The sequence below is a fragment of the Pseudoalteromonas luteoviolacea genome (assembly GCF_001696455.1).
GTDB lineage: Bacteria > Pseudomonadota > Gammaproteobacteria > Enterobacterales > Alteromonadaceae > Pseudoalteromonas > Pseudoalteromonas luteoviolacea_C.
In genome coordinates, this window is the sequence record NZ_MAUJ01000022.1 from 1 (window position 1) to 14,434 (window position 14,434).

General features: G+C 38.3%; 14 protein-coding genes and 1 pseudogene. 3 read left to right on the top strand and 12 right to left on the bottom strand.

Annotated features, from left to right (window positions below; translation table 11 throughout):
* Complete coding sequence (locus A7985_RS26135; RefSeq protein WP_141685445.1) at positions 1–165, top strand: integrase core domain-containing protein; 165 nt, start codon at positions 1–3, stop codon at positions 163–165.
* On the opposite strand, the gene A7985_RS25015 is transcribed toward A7985_RS26135, so the two are convergent.
* The 12 genes from A7985_RS25015 to A7985_RS25070 form a co-directional block, all read right to left on the bottom strand.
* Positions 162–1,067, bottom strand: coding sequence for an IS481 family transposase (locus A7985_RS25015; protein ID WP_065793107.1), 906 nt, complete (start codon positions 1,065–1,067; stop codon positions 162–164). The two genes, A7985_RS26135 and A7985_RS25015, sit on opposite strands and share 4 nt — an antisense overlap.
* Positions 1,068–1,180: 113 nt before the next feature.
* A complete protein-coding gene (locus A7985_RS25020; RefSeq protein WP_065793108.1) occupies positions 1,181–4,084 on the bottom strand; it encodes a UvrD-helicase domain-containing protein in 2,904 nt (967 codons plus the stop codon).
* Between the two features lie 27 nt (positions 4,085–4,111).
* A complete protein-coding gene (locus tag A7985_RS25025; RefSeq protein WP_065793109.1) occupies positions 4,112–4,450 on the bottom strand; it encodes an HAD family hydrolase in 339 nt (112 codons plus the stop codon).
* A 14-nt stretch (positions 4,451–4,464) separates the two neighbouring features.
* Positions 4,465–4,953, bottom strand: a complete 489-nt coding sequence (locus A7985_RS25030) for a nucleotide-binding domain-containing protein (protein WP_065793110.1) — start codon at positions 4,951–4,953, stop codon at positions 4,465–4,467.
* A gap of 23 nt (positions 4,954–4,976) precedes the next feature.
* Positions 4,977–5,789, bottom strand: coding sequence for an SMODS domain-containing nucleotidyltransferase (locus A7985_RS25035; protein ID WP_065793111.1), 813 nt, complete (start codon positions 5,787–5,789; stop codon positions 4,977–4,979).
* Between the two features lie 15 nt (positions 5,790–5,804).
* On the bottom strand, positions 5,805–6,530 hold the full coding sequence (gene qatD / locus A7985_RS25040) for a Qat anti-phage system TatD family nuclease QatD (RefSeq protein ID WP_065793112.1): 726 nt from the start codon (positions 6,528–6,530) through the stop codon (positions 5,805–5,807).
* Complete coding sequence (gene qatC, locus A7985_RS25045) at positions 6,530–7,861, bottom strand: Qat anti-phage system QueC-like protein QatC (RefSeq protein WP_065793113.1); 1,332 nt, start codon at positions 7,859–7,861, stop codon at positions 6,530–6,532. Before qatC ends, qatD begins: the two co-directional genes overlap by 1 nt.
* Positions 7,854–8,747, bottom strand: coding sequence for a hypothetical protein (locus tag A7985_RS25050; RefSeq protein ID WP_065793114.1), 894 nt, complete (start codon positions 8,745–8,747; stop codon positions 7,854–7,856). Before A7985_RS25050 ends, qatC begins: the two co-directional genes overlap by 8 nt.
* On the bottom strand, positions 8,747–10,531 hold the full coding sequence (locus A7985_RS25055; RefSeq protein WP_065793115.1) for a KAP family P-loop NTPase fold protein: 1,785 nt from the start codon (positions 10,529–10,531) through the stop codon (positions 8,747–8,749). Before A7985_RS25055 ends, A7985_RS25050 begins: the two co-directional genes overlap by 1 nt.
* A 33-nt stretch (positions 10,532–10,564) precedes the next feature.
* The gene (locus A7985_RS25060) at positions 10,565–11,248 is read right to left on the bottom strand and encodes a hypothetical protein (RefSeq protein ID WP_065793116.1); all 684 of its coding nucleotides are present in this window, start codon (positions 11,246–11,248) and stop codon (positions 10,565–10,567) included.
* Complete coding sequence (locus A7985_RS25065) at positions 11,214–12,398, bottom strand: nucleotidyltransferase domain-containing protein (RefSeq protein ID WP_065793117.1); 1,185 nt, start codon at positions 12,396–12,398, stop codon at positions 11,214–11,216. Before A7985_RS25065 ends, A7985_RS25060 begins: the two co-directional genes overlap by 35 nt.
* A 17-nt stretch (positions 12,399–12,415) precedes the next feature.
* On the bottom strand, positions 12,416–13,537 hold the full coding sequence (locus tag A7985_RS25070) for an SAVED domain-containing protein (protein WP_065793118.1): 1,122 nt from the start codon (positions 13,535–13,537) through the stop codon (positions 12,416–12,418).
* Positions 13,538–13,800: 263 nt separating this feature from the next.
* On the opposite strand from A7985_RS25070, the pseudogene A7985_RS27195 reads away from it, so the two are divergent.
* Together A7985_RS27195 and A7985_RS26140 are read left to right on the top strand one after the other, a co-directional pair.
* A pseudogene (locus tag A7985_RS27195) lies at positions 13,801–14,005 on the top strand (transposase); the annotation flags it as partial.
* Positions 14,006–14,202: 197 nt separating this feature from the next.
* On the top strand, positions 14,203–14,434 hold a 232-nt coding region (locus A7985_RS26140), incomplete at its 3' end, for an IS3 family transposase (protein ID WP_141685446.1).

A 14,434-nucleotide genomic window follows, 5' to 3' on the forward strand; every position in this document is an offset into this window, starting at 1 on the left:
TTGGATTTATATCTGTTTGAATCACTTCAACAAGCTCTTGATATTACAGATGAATGGTTAGATATTTATAATTATGAACGGCCTCACGATGCACTAGGAGATCAAACTCCAATGAGCTATCTTGAGGTGTGGGTCTTGAAACCTCGGCTGACAAGCCATAACTAGGCTCTCATTTTCGAAACTAGAATCTCATAAGGCGTTTTTCCTTTCAAGCCACCATGTGGTCTATGGTAGTTATAAAACGCCTGCCATTCAGCCAATTTGGCCTCTAAATCAACGTCTCCTTTATAGTTTAATAGCTGATAAAACTCTCTCTTGTCGGTTAGATGAGAGCGTTCGACTTTTCCATTGAGATTAGGACTAGCTGGTTTGATATACACATGCTGCATTCCTAGATCCTCGCAGTGCCAATGAAACTTAGATTGAAATTCATGGCCATTATCTGTACGTATCATTTTAATGCGGAACGGAAACTTACCAACAACGTAATTAATAAAGTCGATGGCACATGCTTGATTGTGTTTTTCGTAAACTTTCAATGCTCTTATACGCGTAGCATCATCGATAGCTGTATATTGGAATCTACGCACCTTCCTGCCTGACTTATCTTTGAAGGTTAGAAACTTAACGTCTACTTGAACATGATGCCCAGGAACCTGTTTCTCATACCTCTTTACGGATTTAACTTGCCGCGTTCTAAGATTCTGGGGAAGACGATTAAGTCCATGTCTACAAAGCACGCTATAAACGCCTGATATGGAGACTTTTAGCCCATGATAACGAGCTAAATACCAACTAATTTTAGCTTGCCCAAAATGATAGTTCTTACGTAAATATAAGATTTTTTCTTCGATGATCGGATCAACTCGAACAGCTGGATTTTCGGGACATGGCTTAGAGTTGATTAACCCTGCTTTTCCTTTAGCTGCATAATCTTTTTTCCAACGATAAAACGTATCTCTGGATATCCCCCAGTAGCGACAGGTCTTACTAACGTTTCTTGTTTCTTTTGCGTGATCTAAAACCTTAAGCTTACGTCTAACTTCTTGTTCTTCTTTTCTATTCATCTAAAACCTCAACTAACACAATGTAAATATACAAAAATGTGTCAGCCAAGGTCTAAATATTCACACTTTATTTATACGTTATTGTTATTGGCATGTTTCTGCTTTAGAGACTGTTATCTGTTTTGATTTTTTTTAGGTATGATCACCTTTTCATCATTTTTATAAACTGACCAGTCTAGCGAGCCTTTACAATTATCCCAGCCTTTGTAGCATCCCCAGTACCTTCCACGCCTCCCTCTAGTAGGCTTTAATTCCCCACAGCAAACTGGACAAGCAGGGGTTTTCTTGCCACAGTTTTTGTTTTGACAAACGTATGCTCCATCGGTCAGTTTTCTTTGAGATGTACAAGCTTTGCAGTTGAACTCTTTGTAGGTGCAGTAGGGTTTATTTGAACAAGAGCTAACTCCACCATTTCCTCTTCTTATCAACCTACCAGTTTCACATACTGGACAGGCTAGTTCTGTGACGTTTAGGGACAATTTACTTGGGGCTATAGCGTCTTGGTTTATTAAATTACTACCATAACCTCGTAACTGTTTTACAAATTCAGAACAATTCTCTTCTATAGATATCACGAATGTTTGATGTTTTGCTCTGGTCAATGCAACATAAAATATGCGACGTTCTTCTGCATGAGGGTACTCCTCAAGTTTAGGAAGCAAGAACTCTATTAATGGGTGCTCAAGCTTTTCTGCGGGAAATCCATTTTTGCCACGAAGCATATCCATGATTATTACATATTCGGCTTCTTTACCTTTACTTGCGTGACAACTATTAAACCTTAGTGTTAGGCCAAGACGTTTTGCTAATTGCTGAAGCTCTGAAAGGTATTTGGGCTTTTTGTACTTATATCTATTAAGAAGAAGTATGCTTCCGGGCTTTTCGTTTTGAGCTATCCAATTTATGACATCGACGATTTTATCCTGCTGCTCTGCCTCAGTGGTCTTCACTATATGTACTCTAGGATCATCAACCTCTCTAGCAGTAAAATCTCGGCGCTTTTGTGATGTATTGGTTTTTACAAATTTACTAGCAACATCATTAATTTTGTCATTAAACCTATATGTTTCATTTAAACTTTTTTCGGTACCATCTCCAAACTCGTCAGTGAAGTTGTAGGTCAATTGAAGGTCTGCACCTGTAAATCTATAAATCCCTTGCCAGTCATCCCCGACACCAAAAATAACCAATTCAGGATCATAATTCTGTAGTGCTTTGAGAATATCTGCACGTGGATTAGATATGTCTTGAAACTCATCCACCATGATTATCTTGTATGGGCAACGGTAATAACCTTGCTCAATTATTGGTATGGCATCGTTAATCATCGTTTCAAAATCAGCAGTGTTATTAACACGTAAATGCGTATAATAGTGTTCTAACAATGGCTCCAAAATATCTATCGCAGCCACTAGTGTTGGCGTAGCTGATTGTTGTACTAATTCACGTAAAGAAGGAATCGTATGATTCATTGTCCTTGTTAAACCAATAGCTTTAAATGCTAGGTCAGCTAACTTGGTAACAGCTCCCAATTCTTTTAGCGCATCTAAATACGACTCTTTTGGGATAGGATTCATTTGCACTTCGCGCTCATTAAGCTCAGACTCCAAATACTCCAACAACTTTCCTTCTTGTTTCAAAAAGCTATAGGTTTCAATGCAGTCTGTTTTATTTTTTTTATGAATCCTTCTTTTCTTTTGCATATCAGAAGCATACTTTTTGGGATTCATATAGTCTGGTGCTATAAAGTCAGCGTTTACACCATAGTGCTCAATGTATAAGTCATAATCTGGAAGATAAAAGTCTGGTTGATAAGATGTGAAACCAACAAAGTTTATTTCTTTGTCATAACGGGGTTCATATTTAAATTTGATACCATTTTTGTATAGAAAATTGGCTATAGCCATTTCTTCATAGCTTTTTACTTTATCCCCGGATAGTGCTCTTATTTCATTAGCCTTTATATACTCGTAATATTCCCCCAAAGATTTAAAATCAAAAGGGTTTTTATATGGATATAGAAACTCTTCAAAATACCTAATCGCTAAATCTACGAAGTGACTATCATTGTCCAGTAGCCTTACTATTTCATCATCGATAAATTTGCGCTTTAACTTATCGTCTTCTGCCATGGGATCTGGAATCACTCTTTGATTTAAGTGCTTCTCTACGATAGAGCGACCAAAACCATGAAACGTAACGGCATTAACACCTGTAGGCTTCCCTACTCTTTTAACAAGTTCGTCTTTAGCTTTATTGCCATATGCGACCAGCAGTATCTCATTAGGTCTATATTTACCTGTTTCGATTAGGTAGCGAGTTTTAACTTCAAGAGTTTTCGTTTTGCCAGTTCCAGCACCAGCTAAAACTAAATTAGTATCATCGTCTATAATACAAGCGATTTTCTGTGAATCGTTCAACCCATTTAATATCTTTCCATGCAACTCAATTTCTTTATTAATGAATCGAGTATTTATAATCTCTAATATTTCATTGGGATTATTGAAAAAACGAGTGATTTTAGATATTGCCGTTAACTCACCCTCATCGAAAAATTCTTTTTTCCCTTTGATATTGAGGTTTGGTCTATTCACCTTTTTCAAGAAAGCTTTAAGATGACTTTTCTTTATAAATTGTTCAGCATTTAAAAATGAAATGAGTTCTCTTTTAGCCTCATTAATTTGTGGAAGCATATTTCTTGCTTCTTTTCTTGCTTCTTTTCTTGCTTCTTCTCTATACCAATTTTTTACATAAGACTTAAAAGAATTTTCTAACTTTGTAGCATCATTCTCATTAGTCAAACGAAATTTGTGTAAATCTTCTCCTACAATAATTTCCAAGTCGTACCAGAACCAAGACTTTTCCTTTTGCATTGAATCTGGCAATTGTTCTATAGGAATCTCGTGTCTAACCTCACCTATCTCATAGCTAAATTTGCTTTCACCGAATTGGACAGCATTTACGAAATTAAAATGTGCAGCCAGTGCTTTTAGCCAGTCATGATATTGGTACTTCATTAATTACTTACTACTTCTAATTGTTACTTAGTTGGTATGGTCTTTATCAATACATACCTGAAAAGGCTCATATGACGCAGCTTCTGCGGCTTCACCGCTATGACCATAAGCTACTTCTTGTAACGCAACTAATTCAAACTCTCCGACTGCAAGAACATCAGCAATATTGTTAATTCGTTTAGGTATCTTGCCTTTTAACTCTTCTGGTATCTTTTCAGCTTTGTATTTTTCAGCTCCAGCTCCCAATTTGTAGACATTGAAGGTAGCAATATAAACATAACCTTCCTCTTTGCTAAGCTTATCCGCCGAAGCTATATAGGAGGTGATTAATAGGATTAAAAGTGAAACTAGTTTTATTGTTCTCATGTGGTTTAGCTTCCTCATGCGATATTAACGGCTATTGGCCCACTTCTAGCAATGCAGACGCCTTGTTTTACCGCTACGGCTTCCACCCAATGTCTACCTTTATAAGAGGTAGACTCTTCTCTTATTAACTTACCTTTTTTAAATCCCCCGCGTAGACATTTGTTCTTTTCGGCTTCCTCTCCTGAATTCACTACCTGCCAATAAATTTTTGTTCGGCGATCCAATTCATCAAGGATGCTAAAACGCACAACATGCCCTTTAGGGAGTAAGGTGTAGTTAGACAAATTACCAAGAAACGGAGATGACTCTTCTTTCTGCAATACTGCTTCTACATTTAACTTCCAAATTGATTCTGACGTAGGCCATTCAATATCATGAAAGTTGCTTGGTAAAGATGTGTGATTTTGAGTGACTGCTACACATTCTTTGGGGGCAAAGCCATCTCCAAAAATTCTGCGCCATTTAACGATTGAAGCAGCCCTATCTCTCTCAAGATAAGCCATATTGATCCACGTGTTATACCTTTTCACTGAGTCTTGAAGTTCTGAAACTTACGTTCATCCCAATGACGGTTAAAGTCCTCATCATCAATCGCTACAGGGTTACTAACATTCGGCATAGATTTTTGCTTATCAAGCCAACTGTCTAACCTGTTAAATAATATTTTAAGAGTTGTAGGAAGGTCTTTAAACTTATCCGTTCCCCAATGATACTCCCACCCAGTCACTCGTTCAGCTAATAACGTTGTTAGTAGTATGGATTTCACGGAGAAATTTTGTTTGTAATCTCTTAAATACTTACTTAATCGTATTGCCTTTAAAAGGTTGTTATTTCCAACTGCGTAGTTTTTTTTATTTACCCATTTGGTAAATTCGGTGCTAGAGCAAGATTCGTATTTATTAGTCGCCTTGTTGCAGATTTTACCCTCTTTCAATATTATTCCTTTCCTTACACATGGAACAATATCGATGTGAAAGTCTCCAGCATAGTTAAGCTTAACGCATCTAGTATGCCTTGATACTTTTCCTTGATATGTAGGTGAGGAATTGAACAGGTGATATATCTGCTCGATATAATCTTTTGGTTTCCAGCCCCAGATACTATCTAAATAGACGACTAAATCTGCATCAAACTCTTGCTTTTTGGGAGTTGGTTTAATGATAGTCCTTTGAGCATAACTTCCTTGGGGTATAGCTTTAGCAAATGAAGAACGAAAGACTTCACTTGTTTGAATAAACCCAATTATAATGCCCACTCGCTTTTCTAACGTATCAATTCTATGCTGGTTTAAATTGACTTCGCTTTTAAGAAAAGTCTCCATGTGATCAGTTAACTTCATTATTTTCCTTATAAATTAACTCACGAGCAGCTTAAGGTTAGTCCTTAGCGTAGTATTAACATCACTTATAGGGATTCCCCAAAACTCTGCCAAATAGTCAACTACAGCTTCAACATCAGAAGGAAATTGAATTTGACCTTTCACTTTGGCAAACGGTCCATCTGTTTCAAGAAGAACTCTCTCTCTTGGCAACCACGAAATTACTTTTTTTGCGCGGTTAGAATGAAGCATTGCAGGCCCTACAGAGAAATAACAACCGCGTACTATCGCTTTTTCAACTTGTTTTTTTGTAGCAAGAAACCAATGTAGGATAGGCGTTCCTGCATCAGGGTAAGTGTTCAACAGTTCAAGTACCGCATCAACCGCATTCAAACTATGAATGGTTAAAACTTTGTCTGTATATTCACTACATTTAGCTAAAATATGCTCAAACACTACCTTCTGCACCTCTATATGGTCTGCATACCCCTTAGAGCCATCAAGTCCTATCTCTCCTATGTACCTTGTTTCACTGCATAAAGAGTCAAACAATGGCAATTCATTACTTCTCATATGAGCAAGCTGTGGGTGCAAACCTAAAGCGGTTCGACAATTATTTAAGTTCTCAGTCAACTTTTTAGTTCCACCATAAGCTGAAGGTACAGTGGTGACGGAAAGAACATAAAAGCCTGAAGTTTCTATATTTTTTAAAACTACGTCATGATCAGGATAAAGATCCACATGACAGTGCATATCCATCATTATACTGTTGCTGCCTTCAAAAATGATTCAACCTCTGCTAAACCACGTTCAATAGTTGATTCAAGCTTTTCACGTATAATTGGATCAGACGGCAAATTCCCACTTTGGCGTAACCATCCCCGATAGTCCTTTGATTTGTTCAAACGAATAATTGCAGCTTGTACTGACTGAATATCGTCTCTTTTCTTATATTCTTTTATTATTGGTTTAATATTATGGTTTTCATAAGGAGCATCTTTTTTAAAATTGGCGTGATGGACAGAAGCCCTTCTAATTAAGCAAGGTACGCAGTAGCCACATTGAATATTCCTTCTATGCCAATGGCTGCAAGAAACGCTTAACGGTATGGCTTTCGCAATAGCCACCTGATCTTTGCATTCTGCTAACATCTCTCCTTTAGTTTTGAACTGATAGGGATTAACAAACTTCACGTGGAAGCCAGCATCCCTTAATAGATCTTCAAGCTTGTTTAAAAAGAATGGGTGTGTGGTTCGCGTGCTATGACTGCCAATTCTCCTTCGCGTCAATGGCGGATTTATTGAAATATAGCCATTCTCTGGAACTATTATAGTATCTATAGTGCTACCATCATTTGCATTTCTTAGAGCAATAATTCCTAACACCGCCATAGCCAAAAAGTTAAAGCTCCTTCCGCGCATTGAAATGTCGGTTTTACCTTTTAAAGGCTCCATTAAACTTGGATAAATACTATAGGATAGTTCAGCAAAATCGGATTTTAGCAATGACTTTATGGCACGTTGCTTTTCACCATCACCCTTATATGTGTGACTTACAAGTAGAGGCTTATATTTGGATTTAGCGTTCAAAATGTCTATTGCACCAACAGCACTATCGAGTCCACCTGAAAATAAGCATACCGAATTCAAACCTTTCAGGGAATTACAGATTTTTTTTGCATTATTACTGTTGATTGGCTTGGGTAATTCCATTGTGCTTTGGAAAAACGTGAATTTCCATTGATCTCCAGTCAAAAAGTTAAGAAGTGAAACCAACTTATCAGAAAGCAAGGTCCATAAATTTTCATCCTTTACAGGGATGTGCAGATGCATCTGCCTTGACCAAGCATCTGCCGCCTTCTGTCGTAACTCGAAACTATCAGCAGCAGTAACAGCAGAAGCAATTGTTACTAAGTCTATTGCATCTGCATCTATTGGTACGCCCAACTTTCTGACTTTTTCAAGTAGTGAGCGAGAAGCTTTACTATGCTTAGTTTTGTCATAGTCATGCGTTTTGTATAGCTGCACTGGATGGCAGTCTTCTGAGTAATCAGGAAGCTTCGAAGGATCATTATGAAAGTAATAGTTAATCATTGTAACTCTCCCATACTTCAACAGTTTGAGTAATCACCGCGATCTGTACTTCGTCTATGTTATCTTTCGTTATATTCCCCGCATTGCCATGAGTAATGCTTTCGACTTGCTGTTGTGTAACCACTTTTACTAATTCCCTAAGCTCTTCTTCCATCCGATGGTGTTTACTAGCATGCTCTGTATGAAACCACGCTTCTCCCATACCTGTAACAATGTCTTGAAAAATCAAATCAGTTAAAAAACAAGAAAGTGTTTCATGCATCACCTCTTCAGTAAAAACACTCTCATCGAAGTCTTCTACATCGGGCAGGGCCTCCGCCAATGCGTAATCTAAAGCCACTCGAACAGCATCTGCATCACCATTTTCTGGTGTCAGATGCTCTGTGATTCGGTCAATCGCTTGATCGGTTGATAAGCCGTTAAGATCGGAAATAGATAGCGATTCATAGTTCGCTTTAACACTATCTCCACTCATCATTCTGAACAGACTAGTACCAGCCGTGATTCCGCTAGCTAGTCGTCGACTGGTCCCAGAGCCGCCGCCGGAACCTTTGGCGTATTTTCGCAGAGAGCTTCTTAAATTAGATGAACCACCGCCTCCCTTTGCATATTCACCAAAAGACGTTCTAGCTCCAACTAAGCGATTTGGTGTGGCTTCATTGTGTTTAGAACCGGGGATCTTTTCTTGTACTTTACTGTTGTCTGTTTCTTGATTTGAATCGCTATTAGAGCTTTGGTCATCACCTTGCTCACCACTACCTGTTCCGTCTTGCTCTCCATAAGCACCATCACCAGTGCCAAACTGAACAGAATTGCCCTCTTCGGCCCACGGCGGGACTAAAGGGCTTTGATTATTAGGACCTGACGCTGACGCTGACGTACCCATTACTTACCTCCTTTTAATTCATTAACAATTGGCACCATCCAACGCTGGCTTGGGATTGTATTGATATACGTTAAGAATACGTTTTTACACTTATCATCTTTAAGGGAAAGAAGTCTTGCACCATAGATACCTAGTGGTAATTTCTTCCAGTCTTCGATTAACTTAAACTGTTCAACAAGGGCATCCATTACGGATAGGTATTCTTCTTGAGGCGTTGCATCTAAAAGTTTTGAATTAGCTTCACTAATTCGGTTCTTCTGTTTTGATAAACCATCCAATAGTTTCGTAGCTGCACCAGACATTACTGCGTTAATAGCCCCCATAGGAATACTTTGTCTACTTAAGTATGCTGCTGCCGTTAGGTCTTGTTCTGCAAATGGAGGTTGAAGCTCTGCCCATTGCTCCAAAAATTCTAAATCTTCCTTCCACTCATCAGGTAGCTTTTCAACTTTAAAATCCGTATCGCTGCTTTCCATCTCTGCGATTATTTCTGGCTTACCTTTCTCTTTATCAATCAGTTCGTAAAGCTTGTTTGTAGCTTGAGTTCCCATACAACGTTCAAAAATAACCAGTTTGGTTATAGTCTTTTCATCTAGCTGCATTCCTCTGCGCTTAGCAGTTTTAAGCCTCATACGAATTTGGTTAAGCAATCGTTTAACAATTCGAGGGTTACCATTAATATGAGATGAGCTTGCCAATATTGGTGCTAACTGCTCTGCAACCTTAAATTCAGCTCTGATTTCTTCAACATTGTCGATATTACAATCTGCGATCAAATCATCAATTGTGATTGGGTCTTGTTGCCAAGAGAGCCTGAGCGACTCTTCGAGTTTATTTCTTATTTTATTGAATTCTTCAACGTCTACTTTCTTGTCAGATGCTATCAGCATCATCAGATAAGCTCGAACTTCTTCCACGCCGGGTTTAGGAACGTGGACAGGTATTTGGATCAGTTTATCTAAGTAATCTTTTTGGTGACGTATCGAAGCGCCCTTGTGGAAGTGCTGCACCGCTAAGCGAATCATGTCCTCATCAGCCGCAATGACAAAAGCTGTATTTGGCAAAAATAGAAATAAACGAATTGCTTCTAGTGTTGAAATCGCATTTATTGGTGAGCATCTATCAAGATTATCAACATAAACGACTAGTGGTTTATCAAAGCCTTCTAAGAGCTTGGCATACGCACTTCTAAACTTGCGTATTTCAGTGGGTGGAGAAAGCTTTTTCTTCGGTTTTATTATGCCTTTTCCCTTAGCTGCGGCCTTTTGAACTTTGTCAGCTACTTCAGCAACATCCCCTAATTCAAAATCACTTTCTGCTTCGCCTTCTTCTAGCTCGTTATCTGGCTCATCATCAAAATAACTCACTAACTTTTGACCAAGGCCAAACAATGGAATACCGGATAATGCAGCTCCGCTTTCTGCCATCAAACTAAGAAGCCTTATGGCATCTACTCTTTTTGAAAATTCTTTCGCTTTCTCTACAAGCCCTTTATCACCTTCTGCTTCCTTAAGAAGCTCAGATGCTATAGTCTCTAATAATGCGGCTTTCGCGTCATCAAATCCTTCGAATGTCCACGCATCAAAGCGGATTTGAATATAATCACCCTCTTCATCCAATGACTTTTTGGTTAATTCAAGGATCGTGGATTTCCCGGCTCCCCAATTGCCGAAAACGCCAACACTGATTGGCATTAACTCCCTTTCAGTAATTAAATCTTTTATCGATTCTGCCGTTTCATTGAAATTTAGAAAGTCTACAGAAGACTCTTTATCTGACCACATTGATGTTCCTTGTCTACTTTTTATTCGTATAAACTAGAGCCTAGCTTTGAAATTTCTGTACCATTTTCTGGGTAATGTTTTTCTTAATTTGTTTAACTGCAAGTGCAGCTCGCATTTACCTAACCTTAAGCCACAGTTACACGGACACGGTCCTTTATTAGCAATTCGCTTCTTCTGAGATAGCGCATGAGCACAAGCAATCAACTCTTCTTTATTTGTTAAGCCTATTTCTGAAGCGAAGTCTTCTAACTCACCTTCTGAACCGTGCTTTAATTCACCAAAGACAAAGTTTATGCCATGGTCTTTTTTTAATGCTACCGCGTAAATATATGGGATAAAGAAAGCATTAAAAAACTCTAAGAAATCCGAATTTACACGCAAATATTTGTCTATTCTAAATGGCGAACCTAAGCATAATGTTCCACTCGGATTTATATGAAATTCATCAATCCTAGGTACAAATCCACCCACTTCTTCAAACTCAGGTTGAGTATTTGGATAACCTGAAGGAATAATAATTTTCAGATCAATCAATTGTTGCACTGCTGGGTAATTTTCGTAACTATGGTTCAACTCCACCTTTCCATTTAAGCGGATTTCACCGTCATGGGTTACTGGTCCGTAACCCATTAAGGGATTTTCTTTGAAAAAACGTTCTAAACCTTTAATCTTCAAAGTAGCCTCAAGAACGATGCCATGGTTTGGACACAGGTTCATTAACCGCTTTCGGTTGTGCCGTTACCTTAGTTGCAGCCAAAGATAAACCTAATATCGATACAAGTTGCTTTTGCTCAATAGAAACAGACAGGCTCTTCAACACTGACTCAGAAATCATTACTAGATTGTCCGAAGTAAATAAGTACTCAAAATCCCTAACGACTTGATCGACCCAAAGGTGAAAGTTCTTTTTTAGCTCTAGGTGTTTGTAATTAGGCATTGACCACCTATCCGCAAAATTTTCTTCTGGATTTACCGGGTTAAGAACAACATCAGAATCGGAATCTGAAAATTCCTTTAACCCTTTTAAAACTGATAAAAATGCCGATTCAAGAGAACTAGAGCCGTCATAATAAGTAGCGGATAGTGTAGTAATGATTACTGATATTGGCTTACTATCAGGGTTTTCTTTAAACATTGTGTCACGATGCCTTTTCAGTACTTGAACAGCACGTTGCAATGGCGTTTTAGTGTTGTAGACTGGCACATCGTCTACTTGCAAAGCTTCACATGCTGCTTTTATCTGAAAATTTTCAACCATACGGCTCTCAAACCATCGGGCGTAACCTTCTGGATTACTAATCATCCACTCTGAAGGCTTGCCATCAAAATTTTCAAGTCTGTCATCCGTGATTCCTACAGCATTGTCAGCTACCTCTTTTGAAAACGATTCTGCCAACCCTCGACTAGCCATAGCCTTTGCAAGGCTTTTCATCTTAACCTCGTTTTCCGGTATGCAAGGTACAATATCCATATGGAACTTTAAATTATCCTGATACTCTAAACGCCAACACCTATGCTTAGATTCAAGCTCTTCAGAAATACCTTTAGCTTTGCGGTAATCTTCTAATTCGTTACCTACTATATCTTTTAAGTCATTTTGCGAATGACTCATTGGTGTAATACCGGATCGCAAGCTACACGCAAGATCTAAGTCATACTCCTCTTCTCCAGAAAGTGGCTTGATGGCAATGCCCAATCGAAATGACCCTTGAGGAAAAATGTGAGGATCATTATCTTTCACTGACGACTCATCGCGTCCAAACCATTTACCTAAACTCTGGTAGCGATCTATTGCTTGTTTGTATGCGCCATCTGGCAAGTCTAAATTATCAGCCAATTCTTGTAATAAATTTTCGTTGTTACGCATAGTCAAATTAACTCCATCTAATTGCTTTTAAACACGGTAAAACTAAGCTCATCACAATTAGGACTGAGGTTAAAACACCATGGATAGCTATTGTTTTCAAAGTGATAAATTTTAATACTGCTTGGGATATGATTCTGATTTAAATCAGCAGCAAATCTTATAATAAAGGAGTTTTGCGCTGTTATTGTTATGTGCAGCTCTTCTACATTTGAGTATTTTTTTAGTAACTGGTTATTAATTAGGTCACGAATTTCACTAATGATCTTTACCTGCTCTTTTTCGGAAAATAGATTACCAATATATTGCTTTGGTAGTTTGATTTGGCAGACCGCATCCAATTCAGTTTTTTCAAGAAATACTTCTGGATCAGACTTAATTGACAATTCGATAGACAAACCCAGTCTTTTTACTTCTTTTTCGTCATCAATTCTTTCGCTTAGAAAATGTTTAATGCCTTCAGATGTACTTTGACCTCTCGTTCTCTTATCGCGGGTGTCTACCCACCGACTTTTTTCTTCCTTCTTTGAATCACGGTCCCAACAGTAATAATTAACTAAACGTCTGTTTGCCACCAAAAAGCCTAAAGTGAAGCAGTGAGGGATATGAGCAATTGCACCTATAGCTAATGGATGTTCACTTTCATGTTGGTTTAGTTCAACTAATTCGGTTTGAGCAAAGTTAGTTAATGCCTGAGTTGATCTATCAAGCCAATCTTCAAGTGACTCATCTGTTTTCTGCTGTAAAAACAACGACTCTCGTGTTCCTGAGGCCTCAATTGTATTAGAGAACTCTGTTGATAATTTAGGAGCACTGCCTTTAGATAAGCTCCTAAGATCAATACTCTTAGCTCTTTTTGCAGACGACCCCTCCCCAAAAAACTGCTGATAAACCTCCAGCGCAATTCCAGAAACTAGTGCTAATTCACCTATAACCAGTAAAATATTTATAAGGAAAGGAGCAACTGCTGAGCCTTTAGTATCAGCAGTGAGAACAATACCATTATATGACATTGAAAATACGAGAGAACCAACGCCTAAAGCTGCAACAGCAACAGCTAAACCTACTTGCATCAATTTACGAGCTGCGGATAGCCTTCTCTGAGCTATCACGTAAAGAAAGTCTAAAATAACATCTTTCACTTCAGTCAATTCCTTTTGATAATATTATTACTATTAGTCAACAACTTATATGTGGTCAGAGCTACACTATTTCAAGCTACAAACATCAATTTTTTGTCGAATTTCCAAACAATAGTAATTCACCCATATTAAATGAAAAACACTTTTAATTCATCCTTTTTCTCTTAATTGAATAATTCTTTCTGGAGAATATTTGTAACTCCCCCATAAACTGAAACAGTTCATAAGTAGAATTTCTATCAATATAAGAACGAAATTTTACGATGCGAAAAAGTAAGTTTACTGAAACACAGATCGTGAGCATGATCAAAGAAGCTGAATCTGGTGTGCCTGTACCAGAAATATGTCGTAAACACGGCGTTGGTCAAAGTACGTTTTATAAGTGACGTTCTAAATATGGTGGGATGGAGGCCTCTGATGTGAAACGTTTAAAAGAGCTTGAAGATGAAAATCGCAAGCTAAAAGATATGTTTACAACTCTCAGTTTAAAACATTCAATGCTTGAGGAAATCATCTCAAAAAAGCTGTGAAAACAAGCAGACGCAGAGCTTGGGTCGAACACTTACGAGCACGGTTTGAGGTTAGCGTAGCATTTGCTTGTAACGTGGCGGGTTTAAGGTCGAAGCGTTTATTACTATAAATGCAAGCGACCATCGGATGATGATGTGATTGATGCTTTGTTAGCGCTTGCTGAGCGGCACCCAAGGTGGGGCATGCCAAAGCTATTTAAACGACTCAGGCATCAAGGCAAAGTATGGAATAAAAAGCGTGTTGAGCGAGTGTATAACATGCTTAAACTTAACCTTAGACGAAAAGGAAAACGCCGTGTACCAACACGCTCACCGGAGCCATTAAGCGCACCGAGCAAACATAATGACTCGTGGTCGATGGATTTTA